The following is a 21,273-nucleotide window of genomic DNA, read 5'->3' on the forward strand; positions in this document are numbered from 1 at the left end:
TAAATACTACCACAAGCGCTTAATATTCAAAGTATTGAGTAGTTGTACAGGCCTATTACTGCGGTAAAGATATTTGAATAATGCAGGTAAAACGGGCAAAGTGCATGGCATTGTTCTGAAGTTAACTAGGTCCGGGTGAAGTCTGGCTATGCATGTATCTGATATTCCTAAGCGGTTAGGCCATACCCGCACGGTCATTTTGCTTGGTTTGAGCCTGATCGCTATGGTGGTGTTTGGCTTTGTGCTGGCGAATGTCGACCGTTCTCGTTTGACCGACGCACTGGCCAGTGCAAACAACTCCGTGACCACGCTTCGGGCCGAAAATGCACAGCTGAAAACCTCGCAAAACCAGTTACGTGTGGAACTGGAACTGACCACCATGCACGCCGAACAGTTAAAAACCGAACTGGTTAGCCTGCAGGAAAAAGTGTTTTCTCTGCAGCAGGACAAAGCGTTTTATCAGCATGTGATGGCACCGGAAACCAGTCAGGATGGCTTTTTCATCGACGGGCTCGAGATCACAGCGTCTGCAGGCAACAACTACTTCAAAGGCTCGATGGTATTACTTCAGCAGCGCGCGGTTAATGCCGTAGTGAAAGGCACCTTGCAGTTGGAAATCACCGGCAGCCAGAACGGCAAACACACCGTGTTACAGTCGTCAAAAGACGCGTTTCTGCCAGAAGGCGACATTGCTTTCGGTTTCAAATATTTTCAGGCAGTGACCTTCTACTTGCAGCTACCGGACGGCTTTGTGCCAGAGACGCTGCGCTTTCATACTTCGGTGTACCAGTACAACCGCAAACGCGGTGACTACGAGCGCGAATACAACTGGCAGGACGTACTGACTGCAACGCCTTAGGATACAACGTGAATCAACAGGGACCTGATTACCAGAGCTACAGTCTGGAAGAACTCGAAGACGCGTTATCCCAACTTGATCGGGAACGTTTTCCTGAGCGTTTTGTTGAGCTTCAGGAGTGGCTCGTCAAACGTCGCGATGAGCAGCCGGAATCAGAAAAGGCCATCGACGATACTTACTATGGCGAAGCGTTAGAACCCGTGCCAGAAGAAAACAAGTTCTGGGTTTGGTTCTGGCAAGGGCTGTTAATTGGTGTGCTAGTGCTGGATATGCTGGTTATTTTCAGACAGGGCTACATTCCTGCTGCCTGGTGGGGAGAGTGGGTATTTACTCAGGTATTGGTTTATACCATTGCCCTGTCGGGCGCTTTTTACGCTTTTGTCTCAAAAGACAATTTTTTTAGCCGGAATTTGAAGCGGCGTAGTCGTAGCTGGAAGTTCACACTGGCGTTTGTGCCATTATTATTTGCCATGTTCCTGTTCCCTTTTATCAACTATGTTATTCCTGCGGCCGGGCATGAGTTTGCAATCTACAACCGTTATGAGTACACAACCAGCTATAAGCTGAAAACACGTAGAAAAGGCTGCCATTATCGTGCAGACCTCGACGCTGCAGAGGGGTTAACATCATCGACAATCTGCATCACTAAGCGTGATTACGATTCAATGGCACCAAGCGGAAAGATCGAAGTGGCCGGGCACCGCAGTATGTGGGGGCTTACCGTGACTGCTTACCGGGAGGTACCTTAGCCATTACATCCAGCCAGGTTTGTCTCGCTCGATTTCCGCCAGAGATTGGTCAGCAAGGGCGTAAGCGACCTCCTCAGCTAAGTAAGGCATAGTCAGTTTGCCGCTTGCCAGAATTAAATCCAGGCTGACCAGACGGCGTTTTTTCATAAATATGTTGGTTCGCAGTGCCACTTGCTGCAGTTTACTCCGCGGAAAACACCAGTAATCCACGCCAAACGCACCTTTACGCAAATAGATATAGTTGTCGTCATGGGCTAATCCCCATCGTTTCCAGCAGGCTCTGGCGACCACGCTGGCGCAGCCAACAAACGCGAGTGTAAGCAGCACACCGTAAGCCCCGAGAATACCGATGGTCAGCGAACCAACACCCAGTGTGAGCGGCAACACAACAATAAACATCAGGCGCCAGAAGTAACGCACATGCGCCCCCGTATACTGAATATGCCGGGCGTGTTGCTGAGCAAATACGTCGTCTGCCAGGGATTCTGCCTCTGCAACGGTTACGGAAGGCACCAGCAGTTTGTTAGTTGCTTTCGCTTCCGGTTGATACTGCGTGCCTGTCACGTTTTGTTCAAAATACAGGTTTACGCGTTTTAACAACCTGTCTAACCAATCCTGTTGCATGCGGAACACCTGAATTCGGGAGTGTTTCATGCTGACTTCCTGGCGATTGATCAGACCGCTTCGGCGTATGTATTTGTCTTCCCGTTTCGACAAGGTATAACCGTAATACATCAAAATACTGCCACCTACCGATAGCAGCGCCATAATAACCAACAGGCCAAAGGCCACCATTGCCGTCATCACGCCCACATACCAAAACGTGACGGCTTCACTACCAAACCATTGTTCTATGTGAGGACGCAGGGCGGTCATTTGTTCAATGACCCAGTTAGTCCCTTGTTCATAGAAAGGCGCTGCCGCCCCCAGCAGGATCCATATCCGGTTGTTGGTAATGCCGTGCAGCACCAGGTCTTTTATACTGCGGCGATTGATTACGCGGTCCGCAATGTCCGATTCTGGCATTCCTGCTTGTGTGTCTGACGCGTCCTGCGCCTGAGTTTGCAGAACCTTGCGGGCTTGCAAAATGGTGTGCTTGACTGCTTCGGCATAGTCTCTCGTTACACCGGCAAATCGTGCTTCCTGTTTTGCTGAACCAGCGGTATCCAGAGTGACAACCAGCATGTCATTGAAGCGAAAATAAAAGGGCTGGTCGAATTTTACGTTTTGAATTCGCTCAAAGGGCAGGTCAGTGTAGGTCCTATCAAACACTCCGGAGCGAATGGCTATCCCCGTTTTCGATACGGTGAATTGGAAAAACCAATATTTCAGCACGCCCGATACCACAAATGTGACGCCCAGTCCCAGCATTAAAAGCGGCATTAATTCTTCCGGGATATTGTTATGTGCCCCCAACAGTAATGCGGGTACAGCATAAAATGCCAGATTCACGGAGTGCTTTAATTGCTCAAACAGAAAATGCAGAACAGACCATTTGGACGCGCGTTGCCATCCCTCGGTCATGCTGGCAGAGGCGCTCACTGACTCACTCATGCTTCGTCCTGAGTTAAGTCTGAGTGATTCAGTACAAACTGGCGGATGGTCTCAGCTGTGTCTGCGGGGAGTCCCGGAATGGCCAGGGTGTGCAGACTACCACCAGCAGAATACACTTTCAGCGTGGCCAGGCCGGCCATACGCTCAAACGGGCCTCGCTGAATGTCGATATGCTGGATACGCAATATCGGCTGACAAATAACGTCTTTAAACAACAGGCCCTTGAACAATACGAGATCCTGTTCCCGTATTGAATAACGAATCAAAGGGTCGGCAAAAAAATGATACAGAAACAGCCAGCTACCAATGAACAACACGCCGCCTATACAGAGCGACACAATAAAAGGGGCAGGTGGCAGCAACGCAAACCAGGGTTGAATTAACACCAGCGCCTGAATCGCTGCAACGCCGCCAAATATGCCACTCGTCAGCCACAAGTTCAGACGGCGGTAGGCGGGTGAAATGGGCTCTGAGGTCACTGTCGTTAAACTGGGGAGTTCTGAGACAGGGATAACATTGTTGGAGAATTCTGAGGCTTGCATGTGTCGATCCTTAACGTTCTTTCATCACTATATCACCGAATAAATACAACGCAGGGAAAATTCATCAGTAAATTGTTACGGGCTTTTTCTGGTGACGTCTGTATAAAAAGCACAGCCTGCTGCATTATCTTTACAAACGACACTTTGTTGCGTGCGCGTGATGATTTCCAGAGTAATTCGTCAGGCTGTATTATTAGACTAAGGGTTAAGAAATTTGTTTATGTGGTTTTCTAACACGAAGAGGTTATTCATGAGATTGTTAAGCGTATTACTATTAATGTGGAGCATGACTGCTGCAGCACACACCCATTTGACGGCGTCAGTGCCGGCAGATAATGCCATGTTAATGAAAGCTCCTGAGGCGCTGTCGTTAACCTACTCTGCAGAAGTGATCATGTTGAATGTAACGGTGACCGACAGCAAAGGAAAAAAGGTGCCTTTTGGTTTCAAACCGGTGACCAAAGCCACCAGTGAGTTTAACTGGACGCTGCCGACGCTGAAACCCGATACTTACGTTGTAAACTGGACAATCGTAGGTAAAGACGGTCACAAGGTTCAAAAAGAATACAGCTTCATGGTGCATTGATAGTGATTGTTGATACGCTGTTCTGGCCCGCTACGCTGGTATTAAGCAAGTGGGTTGTGTATGTCTCAATGATCGTAGTGCTGGGCAGTTTTTACTGGCAGCATGCGGTTGGAGGCACTTTCACGCAGCGTATCGTCTTGACCCGAAGGGGACTGGGCTATGCGGCTTTCGCTGGCCTCGTTGCAGTGGCGGTTCACTTCTTTTCCCAGGTAGGTATGCTTGCAGACGACGGTCTGCAAGGGGCGTTGTCCTCCTTCATGATTCAAATCGTCTGGTCAACCGGCGCGGGTGATGCCACTTGCTGGCGCGCAGCGGGGTTTGTACTGGCCTTATTGGCCTTGTGTATTCCAAAGCAACTATCGGTCGCAAAATCGGCTGAAGTTCTGTTACATGTAGCAGCTACCGCGGCCCTGGTAGGGGCATTTTTGTTTACCGGACACACCGCCGATATGTCGCCTATTTTCGGCGCATTACTTACCACACACGTGTTGATTGCCGTATGGTGGTTTGGGGCCCTGCTCCCAATGCGTAAGGCCTGCCGTACCGATTCCGTAGAGGTCTTGCTGCCCTGGTTAGTTCGCTTTGGAGAGCAGGCCAGCGTACTGGTTTCAGTACTGGTTTTCGTAGGTGCCATCCTCGCTTACTTCATAGTAGGCTCATTGCACAACTTGCTTTTTACCGGTTACGGTTGGTTACTCATGGCAAAGATTCTGACGTTTTGCGTTATTCTGTTACTGGCCGCGCGTCACAAATTATCATTGGTACCCAGTATGCAATCTTCCCGCAACACCCAACAGTTTGTTGCCTCGCTCAATATCGAAATCATAGTTGCCGCTGCGTTGCTGTTAGTAACCGCAGTATTAACCAGCTTAGTGGGCGTCTGATTCCAGGTTGGATCGCTTTTTGCGAAACCTTGTTCATAGCCGGCTAAGTGCGGGGATTTGCCTGTGCTGCCCGGTATGAATTACCACAAGTCTGAATATTTTACCGGCACGGTTTAAGGAGGCGCTGTGAAAAAAGCAAGGTTATATCGAATGGTCACTGAACAGCATATCTGTCCATTTGGATTACGCTCTAAGGATTTACTGGAGCGCCAGGGGTATGAGGTTGAAGACAAATGGCTCACCAGTCGTGAGGAAACCGATGCATTTAAAAGCAAACATGATGTGAGCACCACACCGCAAACGTTCATTGAAGGTGAGAGGGTAGGCGGGTACGACGACCTTCGCGCCTATTTCGGCAAGAAGCCGGCAGGGCCGCAAGGCACAAGTTATCAGCCCGTCATTGCGATTTTCAGTGTGTCGTTGTTGCTTGCCCTGATCTATCAGCAATCATTAACAGCCGGTTTCTCGGTGCTCGCTACATTGATGTTGTTTATTGGATTTGCCATGACATTGTTGGCGGTACAGAAGCTACAAAACCTGTATACCTTTACAAACAGTTTTATCACCTACGATTTACTGGCCATGCGCAATCTTCGATACGGGTATGCTTATCCCTTCCTGGAGCTGTATGCCGGTTTGGGTATGTTAAGCGGTATTTCTCCCTGGTTGGTTGCGCCTGTCTCTGTCTTTATCGGTAGTATTGGTGCGGCGTCGGTATTTAAAGCCGTTTATGTCGATAAACGAGAACTGAAATGCGCCTGTGTCGGTGGTGACAGCAACGTACCCCTGGGCTTCGTTTCGCTCAGCGAGAACCTGTTTATGGTTGCAGGTGGGCTTCTGATGCTGGTTGGTACGACACATTCAATGTGATTTAAACCGGGGTTGTGAACCCCGGTATATTGTTGAGCCTTAACTGATCACTTGCTTGTCTGTTTTGTCACAGAAAGTACGGCAGATCCCAGTGGCGGTAACGACAATGCGACTGAGGCTTGCTGGTCTGTATAGATTGATGTCAGTGTGCGACCTGTTAGCAGGTCAGTCAGTTCCAGTGGTGAATTAACCGCCCAGCTTTGCTGCAACGGTGGTGGTAAAACGATATTGAGGCTGACCGTATTCTCTGCATCAAAGTTACTCACAACGATGAGCTTGTCATCGCCTTGCCAGCGGGCAAAAGCCAGTTGTTTTTCGCTGTAGTCACTTTCACCGCTCAGGCTTGATTGATGCAGGCTGACATAGTCGCCCGTTGCAGCAGGATGTGTTGCCGCAATGTGCATTACGGTCTCGTAATAATGTCTCAATGCTTTCTCTGCGTCGGTAAGCTGCCCGCCGTCAAACTTGCCATTGTTCATCCAGCGTTGATGCGCTGGTACACCGGCATAGTCGAAAATGGTGGTGCGGGTAGGGTCGCCAAATCCCATGTCTTCGCTGCCATCTTCTCCTACTTCCTGCCCGAAGTAGAGCATCATAGGGGAAGCGCTCATTAGCGCGGAAACGACCAACGCCGGTTTGCCTTTTTCGGCATCACCCGCAAAGCCGGGGCTGGCTATGCGTTGTTCGTCGTGGTTTTCCAGAAAGTGGAGTAGCTGCGGCGCAATATCCTGGTATTGTTGTTGGATAGTAACCAGTTCATTGGTGGCGCCAGTGCCCTGCATAATGCGTTTTAGCGTGTCGTAAAAATCCACTTTGTCGTACAGCGAGTCCATCAGCCCCAACTGCAGGTAATCGCGATAGAGATGCGGCTGGTATACCTCAGCCAGTAAAAACGCATCAGGACGACGAACTTTAATGTGGCTGTTCAGGTAAGACCAAAATGCCACGGGTACCATTTCAGCCATATCGTAGCGAAATCCGTCTACACCCTTATCTAGCCAGTACTGGGTGATATCTTTGAATTTTACCCAGGAGTCAGGCACGTCTTTGTCTTGCCAAAACGCAACATGCTGGCTGGCGGCTTTGCCTCGCAGCGCGTCTGGCAAAGCCGGAAAGTCAAAGGTACCATCGGGACGCACGCCATAGTTTATCTTAACGGTTTCATACCAGTCGTTGACGTCAGGCTTCGCCGCTCGCGCGCCATTTCCTGTCCATTTGGCTGGGTTTTCGTCGAACTTGCCGTCGGCCAGCGCATGAGGCTCTCCACCAAGTGGTGTCAGGTTTTCAGGTATATCAGGTACTTCAAACGCCTGCCCCGGTACATAATAGAAATTATTGTCTTTTTGATATGCAACGTCGGTATTGTCATCTAAACCAAAACTGGTTTCCGGGAAGGTCAGTGAGGCATAACGACGTGCAACATGATTCGGTACAATATCTATGATGACGCGCATTCCTTTTGCATGAGTGCGCTCTACTAACGCTTCAAATTCTGCCAGCCGCTGGGCGGGATCGTCTGCCAGATCGGGATTAACATTGTAATAATCACGCACCGCGTAGGGCGAACCGGCACGGCCTTTAACCACGTCGGGATCATCAACGGGAATGCCGTATGCAGAATAGTCGGTAACTGAGGCGTGGTGAACGATACCGGTATACCACACATGGGTAACCCCCATGGATTTCAAAGCGGACAGCGCATTGTCATTAATATCACTAAACTTACCAACGCCATTTTCCTCCAGTGTTCCCCAGGGTTTATTGGTGGTATTTTTATTGCCAAATAACCGCGTAAACATTTGGTATACGATGGGTTTTCCGTTGGGGTGGCTGACGCTCATCTCTTGCTCCGGGGCCGGCTTGATGACCACCTTATCGGACGGTTGCTGGCACGACAACAGCAAAGGAGCAATTAACGCAAGCGCAGTCGCTTTCACTGCACGACGCTGGAGGGATGTATTCATTGATATGTACGCCATTTAACTCTAGTGGCCTGAGCATAGCGGCTATTGCCTATAGGTTAAATATGCATACGTATTCACTCTGTTACGTTCAGGAATACATAATAAGTGTAAGTTACTAAAAAAAGGTTCTATTTTCCGTTATTTTCGAACATACTCGGTGAATAGTTATCCATTTTCATTTGAGTAGTGTTATGCCTCGTAGTTCTTCGCAAGCTGGATTTACCCTGATTGAATTGATTATTGTTATTGTGATCCTGGGCATACTTTCTGTGACTGCTGCCCCCAGGTTTATCGATTTTCAGGATGACGCGCAGGCATCGACCGTACAGGGTACCGGCGCAGCGTTTGCTTCGGCCATTAAGTTAGCACATTTGAAGTGGGCATCGACCGGCAACTCCGGCCCAGTAGACAACCTTGATCTCTACGGCAACGGCAATAACCTCATGGACATGAATGCCAATGGCTGGCCAGCCCAAAGCTATCTTCCGTTTGAAGCCAATCCAACATTAGACAATGATTCTGACTGTATCTCTGTATGGGGAGCCGTGCTTGGGGATGGTTCACCAACCGTGGCGTCAGATACTTCACAGGACTATCAGGCTACATACAGTGCTAATACCTGTACCTATCTGCTGGTAGCCGAGCCTAATTTCTCCATTTTCTATGACTCGAATACTGGTGAAGTCACAATCGACTCCACGCTTTAATAAAACAACCGGACAAGCTTTATCAGTTTGTCCGGTTGAAGTGAGTTACTCGTATTGATACGTCAGACTAACATTACTATATGCTGAATAGCCTCTGACACCGATAAACCAATCTCCGGTGTCAGGCTGCTGTATAGAACAGACTTCATTATTTCCGTATCGATAAGGCCGGCATTCCCATCGATTGGTATCTGGCTGGCTGCCGAAATTCAGATACAGATCGGCGTCGCCTGAACCGCCGGATAAGGTCACCGTTAAGCTGGCTACACCGTCTGGAATAGCAACATCAAAATATTGCCAACTGCCTCTGTTGCCGCTTAAATCCGTGAATGTTTCGGTGCCTGATGGCGTCGGTTGTTCTGGCGTTACTGGTGCTTCTGGTTCTTCGGGCGGCGTTTCTGCGGGAGGCATTGTGCAGCCTTCCTGCGCCAGATATTGCATTGCGCTGTTTACCTGAATCAAGCCGTGACCGTAGTAATTGTCTTTGCCCGGTGCGCCGAGATCTTTGGCTGTATTTGCCAAAACGTCTCTGATCTCACCAGCAGAGCAGTGCGGGTAAAAGCTCCACACCAACGCCATTGCACCAGCAACGTGGGGTGAGGCCATCGATGTCCCGCTTAATGATGCATACCGGCCGTTGGGATAGGTAGAGATAACGGATGAGCCGGGTGCTGATAACTCAACCTGCTCGTTGAATTGAGAGTAGTCTGCGATGGTTTCGGTCTGGTCCAGCGCACCGACAGACACAACAGCGTCGTAAGAGGCCGGGTAGGACTTTGTTGCGTTGCCATCGTTACCGGCAGCTGCAACCAGAATCATGCCCTCTTCAACAAACGATGACATTGCATTAGCCTCTGCTTGAGACGAACCGCTACCCCCTAAACTCATATTTACCACATTGGCACCAGCCTGTTGGCACTGGTCTATGCCGTCAATCAAATCTGAAGCAAAGGTCCATTGGCCCAGATCGTTGAAGATTTTAACAATATGCAGGCTGACACCCGGATATACGCCAATAACACCCTGATTGTTGTCTAACGCGGCGATAGTGCCTGCAACATGGGTACCATGGCCGTTGCCGTCACGAGACCAACTGCCCACTGCGAAGTTGTTGGCTTCGCCCGACAACCCTTGATTCTCGTCGGGCAGATCCGGATGATTGACGTCGTAGCCAGAATCGATAACACAAACCTTTCGGGCTTGTGTATCCGCCTGGTGCACTTGGTCAGACTGTGTCATTGCAATGCCATATGGAGCAGACTGGGCTTTTAGATAGCGTTTAACATCGCGTTCAATATCCAACACCAGCGGGTTAGCTAGCAGAGTGTTGAGTCCCTGTTTATCCAGTGTCATGACAATCAGTTGATGTGAGACGAGGATCTTTTCAACTTTACCGTGGCTTAAAGCAGATAGCTGTGTTGCAACAGCAGACAGGTTCGAAGCATCTACGGCAGGGTTAAGCCTGACAATATATCGTTGTTGTGTGTCATTCGCGGTGAAGGGCAGGTTCACTGCTGACAGGTTATCGGAAGTGATTGTGTCAAGGCCTGCACTCATAGCAGAAAATGAGGTGGCTAACGCACAGCAAGCTGCGATTTTACTTAAATTCCAAGTCAACATGGCAATACCTTTTATTTTATTGTTAGTCGAAGCTGGAGGGCAGGATGCGATGAATACAGAGGCAGAGTTCGTCTATACCAATGTCATCGCATCGTGAACGTTCCTTCATAGAGGTCTGATCAGTTTTGCCCTCACAAACAGACTGCGCAAATAGGCTTGATTTACCTATAGGGAGTTACCCCCAGATATTGCTGAAGTGCCGGTATGTGGAAACCGATATTACTTTTGGACAATAGTTGATGTAATTACTCAGGTATTAGATAATAGGCCCATGTTATTACCGGCGTACCGGTTTTTTATTTGAGGTATTTATGTCCGTTGAAATGGCACTTCCGATTGAGTTCTCGGACGCAGCAGCCAGCAAAGTCAGAGAGCTGGTGGAAGAAGAAGAAAATCCGAATCTGAAACTACGCGTTTATGTTACGGGTGGTGGCTGCTCCGGTTTTCAGTACGGCTTCACGTTCGATGAAAAAGTAAATGACGGTGACACCACCATCGACAAAAACGACGTGACCCTGGTTGTCGACCCTATGAGTCTGCAGTACCTTGTTGGCGGCGTAGTTGATTATGTTGATGGTCTGGAAGGCTCTCGGTTCCTGGTTCAGAACCCGAATGCCACCACAACCTGTGGCTGTGGCGCCAGCTTCAGCGTTTAAGCACATTTTTGCGGGGACTTGTCGCCCCGCACCTCCCTCTGCATTGCCAATCTTCGTTTGTTCGTATTAGTCTGAGTGCTCGTTTTCTTCTAACGGGATCAGATTATGAAATTGTACGGCTCTACGACATCACCTTATGTGCGTCGCATTCGCTTATGGCTCAACGACACAGACTACGAGTTTGTGAATATGGATATTTTCGCCGGCCCGGGACGCGCGCTATTGAAAGAAAAGAACCCCGCGTTAAAAGTACCGGCGCTGGAAGATGGCGAGCAAATGGTTTTCGATTCGCGGGTGATATTCCGCTATTTGCAAACAAAGTCGAACGCAGCGCCATTGACCTGGGAACAGGAAAACTTGTTAACGCTCATCGATGCCGCAAATGACTCGTTTGTACAACTGATGATGCTCAAGCGTTCTGGCGTAGAACAGGACCGCGAGTTGTTGTTTTTCAGACTTCAACTGGAGCGCATTGAAACGGCATTAACCACACTGAATACTCACGCAGAACAAGGCGATTTCAGCCAATGGGATTACCCGACAATTTGTTTGTTCTGTTTAATCGACTGGGTGAGTTTCCGTGAATTATGGGATTTCGCTGCTTATCCGGCACTACAGGCATTGTGGAAGACGTATCAGGACGACAGCATCATTAAAGCCACCGATCCGCGGATTTAGTCGAACGTTATTCGCCGATAAGTAAACATTTGTTGCCTGTTTGTTAAAATTATATGAATTTAATTCTTTAATTTTGTATTTGTTTCGAATTATATTCAGTTAATGCTAAATATAACGAACAGGTATTCAAATGACACAATCACATTCTGCGCCGGCGTTGTCGGCGGCCAGTAGAACCCTATCGCCAAGACGACACACCACCGAAGCCCAATCTGTTCCAGAGCTGGTTAATGAACAATTAGCGCACTTTGGTATTAAGCCTGATAGTGCTTATGGTAAAGCGCTGGCTGACACGGCAACACATTTATATGCCGCTCACGACAGTGTGCAGCAGCTGTGGCAGGTGACCCGGGAAACGCTTGATGGCCTGGATAAAGCCGACAAGCTGGCGTACTTCAACGCTAAAAAGTTTTTGTCATTCCAAATTGCCAAAGTCCTGGATACCTTGCAAAACCCGTTTCGCCAAACCTGGCAGAGTCTGAACCAGGACTCACAGCAACATTATCCACTGTTCGACAATGTGCCTGCATTATTCTCGGCGACGCCGGCAGTAGTGAAAACCGCAACCTATGTTTACGCCTGTACAGAGTGGGTTGAAGAGGCATTTGAAGGCAAAGAAGCGACGCATCAAATCTACAGCCGCCTGATGAACCCAACGAATATTTCGCTGGCGAATGCTATTGTGGATTTGGAAGCAGGTCCGAATGCACAGGAATATCTGGCCTGGAACTTTAACTCTGGTATGGCAGCCATTGATGCGATGTTGTCGAATGTACTGTCGCATGGCGATGTACTGATTGTGTCGCGTAACGTGTATGGCGGTGTGTTCCAGTTACTGCATGACTACTTCGCCCGTGAAAACCGCATGGCAATCACATTGGCCTGGTTTGACGGCTATTCTGAAAGTGAGTTTGAAGCGCACCTTGAAAGCGTGAAAACGCAATATGCCGATAAACTGGCTGCGGGCGCGAAGCTGCACGTGTACATTGAATCACCGTGTAATCCGCATGGCCTGGTGTTGGATGTGCCTGCAATTTGCCGACGTGCACACGCCGAAAATGCGCTGGTGATGCTGGACTCTACGCTGGCTACGCCGGTATTACACAAACCATTGCAGCACGCCGACAAAGCCAGTCGTCCGGATTATGTTATGCATAGCTACACCAAAGATATATGCGGCACCGGTACTACAACTGCAGGTGTGGTGATTGGTGAAACACACCGCATGTTCCAGCCAAAAGGGCATTCAACCCAGGGCGTCGATTGGTCGCAAACCCTGTTTTGGGACGTGTATTACATCAAAGGCTCGTTCCTCGATTCAGAGAAAGCCTTCGACGTGTTAACTGGCATGAAAACACTGAACCACCGCATGTTAAGCAAAGTCATTAACACGCAGGTATTCACGCGCTTTTTATCGTCGCACCCCAACGTAAAGGTGAACAGCCATGCGTTACCTGAGCACCCGAATGCCGGACTGCGCGAAAAAATGCATCAGCACGGCTGGCCGTGCGCCTTGTTCACAGCGGAGCTGGATATACCCGCACTGAATCGCGTAGAGTTCGCCCGATTCTTTGATGCGCTGGAACCTGCATTTGGCCACCAAATCAGCATTGGGCAAACCAATACGCTGATTTTATGCCCGGCCCTGACATCGCATTCTGAGTTGAGTCGCGAGGAACAGGAAAAAGCGGGGATTCGGTTAACCACGATGCGAATTGCCATGGGTAGCGATAACGTTAGGCAGCTAATTGCGCATTTTGTGCTGGCATTGAAGCACGCAATCGACCCGATTGTGCCGGGATTCAGTGAGCAGTTTATGTCTGCCGATGAGCTGGATACCTTCTACTTCAATACCGTTGAAACCGTGCACCGTCAACAGGCAGGCTCGCAGCCGAGTCTGGTTGAGTTGTTGAGTTAAGTCAGCTGATTTACACGAAAAAGGCGCAAACTGGTGCGCCTTTTTCGTTTTTTTAGTGGTGGTTAGTTATTCGGATTTATATGCCGGATAATCTGAGTATCCCTCAGCGCCGCCGCCATACCAACGGCTCATATCATCACTGGGGGCCAGCGGATAATCGTTGGCGAAGCGCTCTGGTAAATCCGGGTTAGTGATCCAAGGACGACCAAACGCGATCATGTCTGCATCACCGTCAGCAATACGCTGTTCAGCCGTTGCCTGATCGTAACCACAGTTTCCAATCAGCAAACCGTCGAATACCGCGCGGAATTCTGCCAACGTCATGGGTTCACCGCGCTCATGGAAGCCAAAAGCTAGTCCGTCCATTACGTGCAGGTAGCCCAATTTAAGGGCATTAAGCTGCTTGGCTACGTACAAAAAGGTCTCGCGGAAATCATCGGCACCCATGTCATTAAACACGCCGTTTGGCGACAACCGCACTCCGATTTTCTCGGCGGGCCAGACATCTAAAACAGCGTTCAAAACTTCACCTAGGAAACGGTAGCGATTTTCTACGCTGCCACCGTACTCATCGTCGCGCTGATTACTGCGGCTGTCGAGGAACTGGTTCAGCAGATAGCCGTTGGCGGCATGCACTTCAATACCATCAAAGCCGGCTTCTTTAGCATTAATCGCAGCCTGTTTATAGTCGGCTACCGTGCGGGTAATGTCGTCTTTTGTCATGGCGCGAGGCACTTCAAATGGCTTTTTGCCATTGGGCGTATGTATACCGCCGTCGTCATTTATGGCAATTGCCGATGCCGACAGAGGCAGTTCACCGTTGTGGAAGTCGCTGTGCGACGCGCGGCCGGTGTGCCACATTTGCAACACGATTTTGCCGTCAGCTTTATGAACACGCTCGTTGATGGCTTTCCAGCCCTGCACCATCTCGTCGGTGTAGATCCCGGGAGCACCAACCCAACCATTGGCTTCCGAAGATATCCCGGTTGCTTCAGTGATCAGCAGACCGCCTGAGGCACGCTGCGTGTAGTAATCACCCATAATACTAATTGGCACACGACTCTCGCCTGCGCGACCTCGGGTTAGTGGAGCCAGTACCATGCGGTTTTTGAGCGTGTTGCCTGCCCACTCAATGGGCTTAAATAAGTGTTTGTCTGTCATTAGTCATCCTTTGTTGTTGTGATCGCATTAACGCGCGGGTATTTCAATGCCAATACGCACTGGAAAGTGATGCGATCATGTGATGACTAAGATGTAGGTATGACCCTGCCATTTTCCAAATAGCATTGGGTTATAGGTCATAGCTGATTGGAACTATGGGGTTATAAAACCCATGAACTATTCGGGAAAATGGGGTAGGGAAGTACTGCTGATATGGTCGTAAATCAGCGTAGTTTCTACGTGCGTTACAGCATCACGCTCGGTGATTTGGTTGAAAATGAAGTCGCGTAAATGCAGCGCGTCCGGTACGCAAACATGCAGTAAAAAGTCATTTTCGCCGCCCATGTGAAACACGCTTAAGACTTCTTTTTCTGCCACCAGTTGTTGCTGAAATTGAGCAACGGTGTCGCGGCTGTGAGATGACAAACGCACCGCCACCATAGCCTGAATATGTCCACCCAGCGCCGCGAAATTCAATAAGCTGCGTGCTCCGCGTATCACCTGTTCGTGTTGTAGGCGTTTTATTCGCTCGAGGCAGGAGGACGGTGCCATATTGACCGCTTCCGCAATGGCTTTATTGGTCATACACGGGTCTTCGTAAAGACACGCCAGAATGGCAATATCAACATGATCGAGTTTTCGCATCACAGTTCCTTCTTTCATTCGCGGGGTTAACTCGCAGGGGTAAAAGTACCCAATACCGCCTCTCGCGACGCGCCTGTTACGGCAGGTACGTTCCCTGGTACGTTATTGAGGTGTGCCCAGGCCAGCCAGGCAAACGCAACACCTTCCACCCATTGAGGGTGAATACCCAGTGCCTGAGTGCTGTCTACGGAAATGCCGGGCAGCAAGGATTGCAGAGTGTTCATCAGTACCTGATTGAACGCACCACCGCCGCACACATAACACGCTGTAGTGTCAGTCACATCCAATAACGCATTGGCAATAGTTTGTGCGGTGAGCGCAAGCAGTGTCGCTTGCACGTCTTGAGGCGGAACATCCGGGAAGTTGACTAACTGTTGCGTTAACCAAGGTAAGTTAAAGTACTCACGGCCTGTGCTTTTGGGGCCTGTCACCGCAAAGTACGGGTCGGCCAGCATGCTGTTGAGAAGCGGCTTGTGTACGGTACCGCTAGCTGCCCAATTACCATTTTCATCGTAGGCTTTGCCACGGTGTTGTAGGCACCAGGCATCCATAAGTACGTTGCCCGGGCCAGTATCAAAGCCGCGAATACCACCAGAGTTACCGCCTGGTAGTACGGTGATATTGGCGAAGCCGCCTATGTTTACCACGACTCGGGTGCTGTCGGGTTTACTGAACTGCGCGTGATGATAAGCGGGCACTAACGGTGCGCCCTGACCGCCCAATGCTATATCTTTTCGTCTGAAATCAGACACCACGTCGATACCGGTTAATACCGCAAGGGTATTGGGATCACCGGTTTGTAGTGTAAAACCCGGCGCATCATCGGCAAGACCCGGAACCTTAACCGGATAATGACGAACGGTTTGGCCGTGGGAGCCTATCGCCAAAATATCAGACGGCGTGAGGTTTTGTTCGGCCAGTAATCCATTAACAGTCTGTGCGAATACACGCGCAACCGCGCGGTCGACACTGCCGCAGATATTCAGTTCGTTGTTGCCGGTTTGGCAAAGTTCATGAAGCTGTTGTAGCAGAGCGTCAGGATAGGGTTGCTGATAAGCGGCAACAGGGCGAATGTGATCGGCAGTAATGTCGACCAGCACGGCGTCAACGCCATCCATACTGGTTCCCGACATGGCACCAATCACATACGCCATGGGCGTTATTTCATAGCCAGCATGATGCGGCGCGACGCGTTTAACTGGTCCATACGCAGCGCAGCGATTTGCATAAAGGCATCACGTTCGCTTTCTGCTATAGGGCGCGCTTTGGGTAGCGATACCGTTCGCGGATTACGGTGCACACCGTCGACTAAGAATTCGTAGTGAACGTGCGGACCAGACGCCAGACCGGTGCTACCCAGATAACCAATGGTTTGGCCTTGCTTAACGGTGTCGCCTTTTTTCACCGCGCGTTTGCTAAAGTGCAAATACTTGGTGGTATAGGACTCGCCGTGCTGGATAAACACGTGGTGGCCGTTGTATTTGTCGTAAGCCGCTTTAATTACCTTACCATCACCGGCTGCCATAACTGGCGTGCCAACAGCGGCAACGTAGTCGGTGCCCCGGTGCGCTTTCCAGCGTTTTTGTACCGGGTGGAAACGGGCCTTACTGAAGTTCGAGCTGACATACTTAAAGTTAATAGGGGCACGCAGGAAGCTCTTACGCATGCTGCGGCCTTCCGGCGTGTAGTAGTTGCCATCTTCGTGTTGAATAGCCTGGAACTGCTCGCCCTGGTTCACAAACTCAGCAGCAACAATGTCGCCGTAACCTACAAATTCACCGTCTATGTAACGTTCTTCAAATATCACATTGAAGGTATCGCCGCTGCGAATTTCCATGGCAAAGTCGATATCCCAGCCAAAAATACCCGCCAGGTGCATGATTTGGTTGTCGGTTAAACCTGCGGCAACGCCGGCGTTCCAAAAGCTTGAATTAATTTCGCCCTGGGCAAAGTTGTAACGTACTTCAACCGGTTTGGTATCAATGGTTGATGTTAGCGAGCCATCTGCCTCTGGGGTAATGAATAGCGTATCGGTGGCCGACAGCGCGTAGCGCAAACCGAAAAACTGATTGTCGCGCACATCCAGATCCAGTTGATCCCCGGGTAACAGCGTGACCAGCGTTTTCGCTTGTTCACCTGCGTGGCTAACTGCGTAGGTATCCTGTGGACTTAATCCGGCGCGTTTAAATATTTTAGCCAGCGTGTCACCGCGCTTAACCTTAAAGGTCTGCCAGATGTTTTCGTCAATGTCGTCCTCTTCGATTTGCTGGGACATGACATGCATCGACAGGGGATAACGCACACCAGTCTCAAGCACCAGAGATTCGGTGTGACGAGACGCTTCTACGTGCTCTGAGGGTAATAAAATCAGTAAACCAACGAATGCGCTGGCGGCAATCAGGCCCAGCCGGTGAGGCCGTGGCAATTGCTTAAACAGATTAGTCATTAGTTTTGGGTTAATTCTCTTCATCATAACAGCCTGAGAATAGCGGTTTACAAGGGGATATGCTAGGGGCTAATAGCAAATTTATTCGCAATTCTTTAGCAATTTTCCGGCCGGAATGCGACGAATTTTGCAAAGATCTGGTGGAGATCCGAGATAAAGGGTTTTAATAGCCCGTTTGCCCGCGTAAAATGCCCGCCCAGAATGAAGTTAGATGGAAATCATGAAATGAGCGACTGGCAAGCTGCACTGGCCGAGATCAAGCGCGGGACCGATGAGATCCTGCCGGAAGAAGAGTTAATTACCAAACTGAAAACCGGTAAGCCGTTAACCATTAAAGCGGGCTTTGATCCGACAGCACCGGATTTGCACCTTGGTCACACCGTGCTCATCAATAAATTGCGCACCTTTCAGCAATTAGGGCACAAGGTTGTGTTCCTGATTGGCGACTTTACCGGCTTGATTGGTGACCCAACAGGCAAAAATGCTACGCGTAAGCCGCTGACCAAAGAGCAGGTACTGGCCAATGCCAAGACCTATCAGGAGCAGGTATTTAAAATCCTCGATCCGGAAAAAACAGAGATCCGTTTCAACTCAGAATGGTTCGATGAATTTGGCGCTGCAGGCATGATTAAGCTGGCTGCCAGTCAGACAGTCGCGCGTATGCTGGAACGTGACGACTTTAAAAAGCGCTACGGCAGCGGACAGCCTATCGCGATCCACGAGTTCCTGTATCCGTTAGTTCAGGGCTGGGATTCTGTAGCACTGAAAGCCGACGTTGAATTAGGTGGTACCGATCAGCGCTTCAACCTGCTGATGGGCCGTGAGCTGCAAAAAGAGCAGGGCCAGTCTCAACAGGCCGTACTGATGATGCCGTTGCTGGAAGGTTTAGACGGCGTGCAGAAGATGTCTAAATCGCTGAATAACTACATTGGGATCACCGATGAACCTAATGAAATGTTCGGCAAGATCATGTCTATCTCAGATGAACTGATGTGGCGTTACTATGATCTGCTGAGCTTTAAGCCGTTGGAAGAGATAGCAGCGTTGAAACAGCAAATGGCGGATGGCGCCAATCCGCGTGATATTAAGATCACGCTCGCGAAAGAAATCATTGCACGTTTCCATTCAGATGAAGCGGCCGAAGGCGCACATCAGGACTTTATTCAGCGTTTCCAGAAAAACGCCATTCCTAACGATATGCCAGAAGTCACAGTGAGTCTGGTTGACGGCGAAATTGCGATCGGTAATTTGCTGAAGGAAGCCGGCTTAGTGGGCTCAACGTCTGATGCTATGCGCATGATCAAGCAAGGTGCGGTGAAAATCGACGGCGACAAAGTGGAAGACACTCGCTTGACGATCACTGAACCTTCAGAGCGTGTGTATCAGGTAGGTAAGCGTAAGTTTGCCCGCGTAACGGTACAGTAAGTCTCTTAATCTTGTAGAAAAGCGTGTTATCGGTGTGCCGGTAACACGCTTTTTTGTATGTGGAACGTAGAACAAAAAGCGCTAGAATTTCAGCAGCATTTCAGCGGCGACACACTCGCAGGTATCGGGGCATACCGGGCAGTCGTAACCTTCATATAATGCCGCCTCGCGCCATTTATTCGGATGCTCTTTGATTAACTCGCCGCCATTTTTACTGAAGTAGCGGAACGCGCTGTTTCCCGGACTGGCCAGCCAGATGTGGGCTAATCCTGCTTTCGCTCCTTGTTCCGCCGCGCTTTGTTTAGCCAGATTCAACAAGGTTGTACCAATGCCAAAGCCTTGCATAGCAGGATCAACGGTATTGCACTTGAAGTAACATACATTGGCGGGCTCAACACCCCACAATGCGGGTGAACACCACTTATCAATAGCCCATTTCCCCGGGGCGAAGGTTAAGCGAAAGCCCACTATTTCATTGTTGAACCAGGCTACATGACCACTGTTGACCCCGTTGAGTAAACCCAGCTCATAATACGTGCGTAGGTTTTCTTCATTCAGGTACCCGTCGCCTTGTACTCGGTTACCCAGCGCAATAATGGCGTCGAAGTGCTCGGGCAAGAGCGGCCCGTAGGTCACTGACTCAGGATTTTTTGCCAAGGTCCAACCCCTGTAAATGCACGTCCAGCGCGTCAAGAGATATGCGGATTTCGCGCACAGACTGCCACAAGCTATATAGCAAACACACCAGGCTAGCAGCGAACAGCCAGTTGCCCACTAGCTGATACGACAAATAAATAGCCAGCATCGACAGTACGCACAGGAAGAAGCTGAATACGCCGGCTTCCTGCATGCGTTTAATGTAGTGGATGCGTTTGCGCAAGTTCAGTATTTGCGCCTGGGTATTTTCGTTGCTGTTGTCGTTGTCAAAATGGCGTATCAGGGAAGCCAGTGTTAAAAACCGGTTCGTGTAAGCCAGTAACAACAACGAAATCGCCGGAAACAGCATAGCCGGCGTTGCAATATCAATGGTCATAGGATCGAGTTAAAGCTGGGGTTAAATATGAGCTGTAATGATGCCGCGAATTACGCTCGCTGTCTACGGCGGTGCAGCCCTACCGCTGCTTAATTTACGGTTTTGAATAAGCTTGCCAGGCCTGCATGTCACCCGACAAGTGATACAGTTTACGGAACCCAAGGTCGTGCAACTGATCCATTGCGATCCTGGCGCGACGGCCCGAGCGGCAATATATCAGCAGAGGTGTGTCCGTTTTACCCAGTGTGGCAAGGTGGTTAGTCAGCAGTGGATGAGGGACATTCAGGGCATTCGGGATATGGGCTTGGGCGAATTCTTCAGGGGTGCGCACATCCAGAATTACGCCGTCAAAGCCTTGCTCAACCAGTTCCGCCACGCTGACTGGCGTAATATAAGCAGGGGTATCGTCGGCGATAGCGTGCCAGACAAACAGGCTCAAACACAGACCAGTTGCGAATCGTTGTATTAATCTCATAACCCCTCCGTTGCAATTATCGCTGCTAATTTATGGTTTTCTCACGTACGGAATCAATACGTTCACACAGCTCGCCGATCGCAGGCACAATGCGAAGCGAAAAACGGTGTAATGCGTTGGCATTGGCGCGGATCAGCGGTGCCTGAATGAGTGCTCCATGGCTTTGCCAGAACGCCGTCAACGCTTCTTCAGACTGGTCACTGGCGGCCACTAACAATTCAGGCTGGCGCGCAACAACCTGGCGAACGGTAACCTGAGGATAATCAATAGGGGAGTCGTTAAATATATGCTCAGCCCGACACAGCGACAAGGCCTGATTAGCCCATGCATCGGCACCTATAGTCATAAGTGGTTGTTGCCACATGTAATAGAATACCGACACCGGCTGACTATGCGCATACAGGCTTTGAATGCTTTGCAATTGAGCACGGTATTGCTGAGTAAGCTGACGCGCCAGTTCGGCCTTGTCCAGTTTGGCTGCGAGCGCAGATAGCTCTGTAG

The 21,273-nt window shown here is 49.9% G+C and carries 22 protein-coding genes; 10 read left to right on the forward strand and 12 right to left on the reverse strand.

What is annotated here, in order from left to right; genetic code table 11:
- Positions 1-148 precede the first annotated feature (148 nt).
- Together AC4MRN_RS02155 and AC4MRN_RS02160 are read left to right on the forward strand one after the other, a co-directional pair.
- The gene (locus AC4MRN_RS02155; protein ID WP_491202359.1) at positions 149-859 is read left to right on the forward strand and encodes a DUF6776 family protein; all 711 of its coding nucleotides are present in this window, start codon (positions 149-151) and stop codon (positions 857-859) included.
- Between the two features lie 8 nt (positions 860-867).
- Entirely contained in the window at positions 868-1,608 is a 741-nt protein-coding gene (locus AC4MRN_RS02160; protein ID WP_491202360.1) for a hypothetical protein, read from the forward strand.
- 3 nt (positions 1,609-1,611) lie between these two features.
- Here AC4MRN_RS02160 and AC4MRN_RS02165 read toward each other — a convergent pair whose 3' ends face one another.
- Both AC4MRN_RS02165 and AC4MRN_RS02170 read right to left on the reverse strand, forming a co-directional pair.
- Positions 1,612-3,162, reverse strand: a complete 1,551-nt coding sequence (locus AC4MRN_RS02165; RefSeq protein WP_491202361.1) for a PH domain-containing protein — start codon at positions 3,160-3,162, stop codon at positions 1,612-1,614.
- The gene (locus AC4MRN_RS02170) at positions 3,159-3,704 is read right to left on the reverse strand and encodes a PH domain-containing protein (protein ID WP_491202362.1); all 546 of its coding nucleotides are present in this window, start codon (positions 3,702-3,704) and stop codon (positions 3,159-3,161) included. Before AC4MRN_RS02170 ends, AC4MRN_RS02165 begins: the two co-directional genes overlap by 4 nt.
- Before the next feature lie 250 nt (positions 3,705-3,954).
- On the opposite strand from AC4MRN_RS02170, the gene AC4MRN_RS02175 reads away from it, so the two are divergent.
- The 3 genes from AC4MRN_RS02175 (at position 3,955) to AC4MRN_RS02185 (ending at position 6,044) form a co-directional block, all read left to right on the forward strand.
- Complete coding sequence (locus AC4MRN_RS02175) at positions 3,955-4,290, forward strand: copper resistance CopC family protein (RefSeq protein ID WP_073323576.1); 336 nt, start codon at positions 3,955-3,957, stop codon at positions 4,288-4,290.
- A 2-nt stretch (positions 4,291-4,292) separates the two neighbouring features.
- Complete coding sequence (locus AC4MRN_RS02180) at positions 4,293-5,174, forward strand: copper resistance D family protein (protein ID WP_491202363.1); 882 nt, start codon at positions 4,293-4,295, stop codon at positions 5,172-5,174.
- 150 nt (positions 5,175-5,324) lie between these two features.
- Complete coding sequence (locus tag AC4MRN_RS02185) at positions 5,325-6,044, forward strand: MauE/DoxX family redox-associated membrane protein (protein ID WP_491202374.1); 720 nt, start codon at positions 5,325-5,327, stop codon at positions 6,042-6,044.
- A gap of 47 nt (positions 6,045-6,091) precedes the next feature.
- Here the strand turns inward: AC4MRN_RS02185 and AC4MRN_RS02190 are convergent, their stop codons facing one another.
- Positions 6,092-8,008, reverse strand: a complete 1,917-nt coding sequence (locus AC4MRN_RS02190; RefSeq protein ID WP_491202364.1) for an alpha-amylase family glycosyl hydrolase — start codon at positions 8,006-8,008, stop codon at positions 6,092-6,094.
- A 191-nt stretch (positions 8,009-8,199) separates the two neighbouring features.
- Between AC4MRN_RS02190 and AC4MRN_RS02195 the strand changes: the two genes are divergently transcribed.
- The gene (locus AC4MRN_RS02195; RefSeq protein WP_370240819.1) at positions 8,200-8,715 is read left to right on the forward strand and encodes a prepilin-type N-terminal cleavage/methylation domain-containing protein; all 516 of its coding nucleotides are present in this window, start codon (positions 8,200-8,202) and stop codon (positions 8,713-8,715) included.
- A gap of 45 nt (positions 8,716-8,760) precedes the next feature.
- On the opposite strand, the gene AC4MRN_RS02200 is transcribed toward AC4MRN_RS02195, so the two are convergent.
- Positions 8,761-10,335 carry a S8 family serine peptidase gene (locus AC4MRN_RS02200; protein WP_491202365.1) on the reverse strand — a complete coding sequence of 525 codons (1,575 nt, stop codon included), beginning with the start codon at positions 10,333-10,335 and terminating at the stop codon, positions 8,761-8,763.
- A 311-nt stretch (positions 10,336-10,646) separates the two neighbouring features.
- Between AC4MRN_RS02200 and erpA the strand changes: the two genes are divergently transcribed.
- The 3 genes from erpA to AC4MRN_RS02215 all read left to right on the forward strand — a co-directional run bounded on the left by erpA (position 10,647) and on the right by AC4MRN_RS02215 (position 13,587).
- Complete coding sequence (gene erpA, locus AC4MRN_RS02205; protein ID WP_073323567.1) at positions 10,647-10,991, forward strand: iron-sulfur cluster insertion protein ErpA; 345 nt, start codon at positions 10,647-10,649, stop codon at positions 10,989-10,991.
- A 105-nt stretch (positions 10,992-11,096) separates the two neighbouring features.
- Positions 11,097-11,669 carry a glutathione S-transferase family protein gene (locus AC4MRN_RS02210; RefSeq protein WP_491202366.1) on the forward strand — a complete coding sequence of 191 codons (573 nt, stop codon included), beginning with the start codon at positions 11,097-11,099 and terminating at the stop codon, positions 11,667-11,669.
- 130 nt (positions 11,670-11,799) lie between these two features.
- A complete protein-coding gene (locus AC4MRN_RS02215) occupies positions 11,800-13,587 on the forward strand; it encodes a trans-sulfuration enzyme family protein (RefSeq protein ID WP_491202367.1) in 1,788 nt (595 codons plus the stop codon).
- Between the two features lie 66 nt (positions 13,588-13,653).
- Here the strand turns inward: AC4MRN_RS02215 and AC4MRN_RS02220 are convergent, their stop codons facing one another.
- From AC4MRN_RS02220 to AC4MRN_RS02235, 4 genes are all read right to left on the reverse strand, one after another.
- Complete coding sequence (locus AC4MRN_RS02220; protein WP_491202368.1) at positions 13,654-14,748, reverse strand: alkene reductase; 1,095 nt, start codon at positions 14,746-14,748, stop codon at positions 13,654-13,656.
- A 177-nt stretch (positions 14,749-14,925) separates the two neighbouring features.
- Positions 14,926-15,393 carry an Lrp/AsnC family transcriptional regulator gene (locus tag AC4MRN_RS02225; RefSeq protein ID WP_491202369.1) on the reverse strand — a complete coding sequence of 156 codons (468 nt, stop codon included), beginning with the start codon at positions 15,391-15,393 and terminating at the stop codon, positions 14,926-14,928.
- A gap of 26 nt (positions 15,394-15,419) precedes the next feature.
- Positions 15,420-16,547 carry an anhydro-N-acetylmuramic acid kinase gene (locus AC4MRN_RS02230; protein ID WP_491202370.1) on the reverse strand — a complete coding sequence of 376 codons (1,128 nt, stop codon included), beginning with the start codon at positions 16,545-16,547 and terminating at the stop codon, positions 15,420-15,422.
- Between the two features lie 5 nt (positions 16,548-16,552).
- Complete coding sequence (locus AC4MRN_RS02235) at positions 16,553-17,866, reverse strand: peptidoglycan DD-metalloendopeptidase family protein (protein WP_155013912.1); 1,314 nt, start codon at positions 17,864-17,866, stop codon at positions 16,553-16,555.
- A 198-nt stretch (positions 17,867-18,064) separates the two neighbouring features.
- Between AC4MRN_RS02235 and tyrS the strand changes: the two genes are divergently transcribed.
- Positions 18,065-19,264 (forward strand): tyrosine--tRNA ligase, encoded by a 1,200-nt coding sequence (gene tyrS, locus AC4MRN_RS02240; RefSeq protein WP_491202371.1) that lies wholly within the window; start codon positions 18,065-18,067, stop codon positions 19,262-19,264.
- Between the two features lie 81 nt (positions 19,265-19,345).
- On the opposite strand, the gene AC4MRN_RS02245 is transcribed toward tyrS, so the two are convergent.
- The 4 genes from AC4MRN_RS02245 to AC4MRN_RS02260 all read right to left on the reverse strand — a co-directional run.
- Positions 19,346-19,921 (reverse strand): GNAT family N-acetyltransferase, encoded by a 576-nt coding sequence (locus tag AC4MRN_RS02245; protein WP_491202372.1) that lies wholly within the window; start codon positions 19,919-19,921, stop codon positions 19,346-19,348.
- Positions 19,905-20,297 (reverse strand): DUF2721 domain-containing protein, encoded by a 393-nt coding sequence (locus tag AC4MRN_RS02250; RefSeq protein ID WP_073323547.1) that lies wholly within the window; start codon positions 20,295-20,297, stop codon positions 19,905-19,907. Before AC4MRN_RS02250 ends, AC4MRN_RS02245 begins: the two co-directional genes overlap by 17 nt.
- A gap of 94 nt (positions 20,298-20,391) precedes the next feature.
- Positions 20,392-20,772, reverse strand: a complete 381-nt coding sequence (locus AC4MRN_RS02255) for a rhodanese-like domain-containing protein (RefSeq protein WP_155013914.1) — start codon at positions 20,770-20,772, stop codon at positions 20,392-20,394.
- A 25-nt stretch (positions 20,773-20,797) separates the two neighbouring features.
- On the reverse strand, positions 20,798-21,273 hold a 476-nt coding region (locus AC4MRN_RS02260; RefSeq protein WP_491202373.1), incomplete at its 5' end, for a TroA family protein.

The sequence above is a fragment of the Marisediminitalea sp. genome (assembly GCF_984433645.1).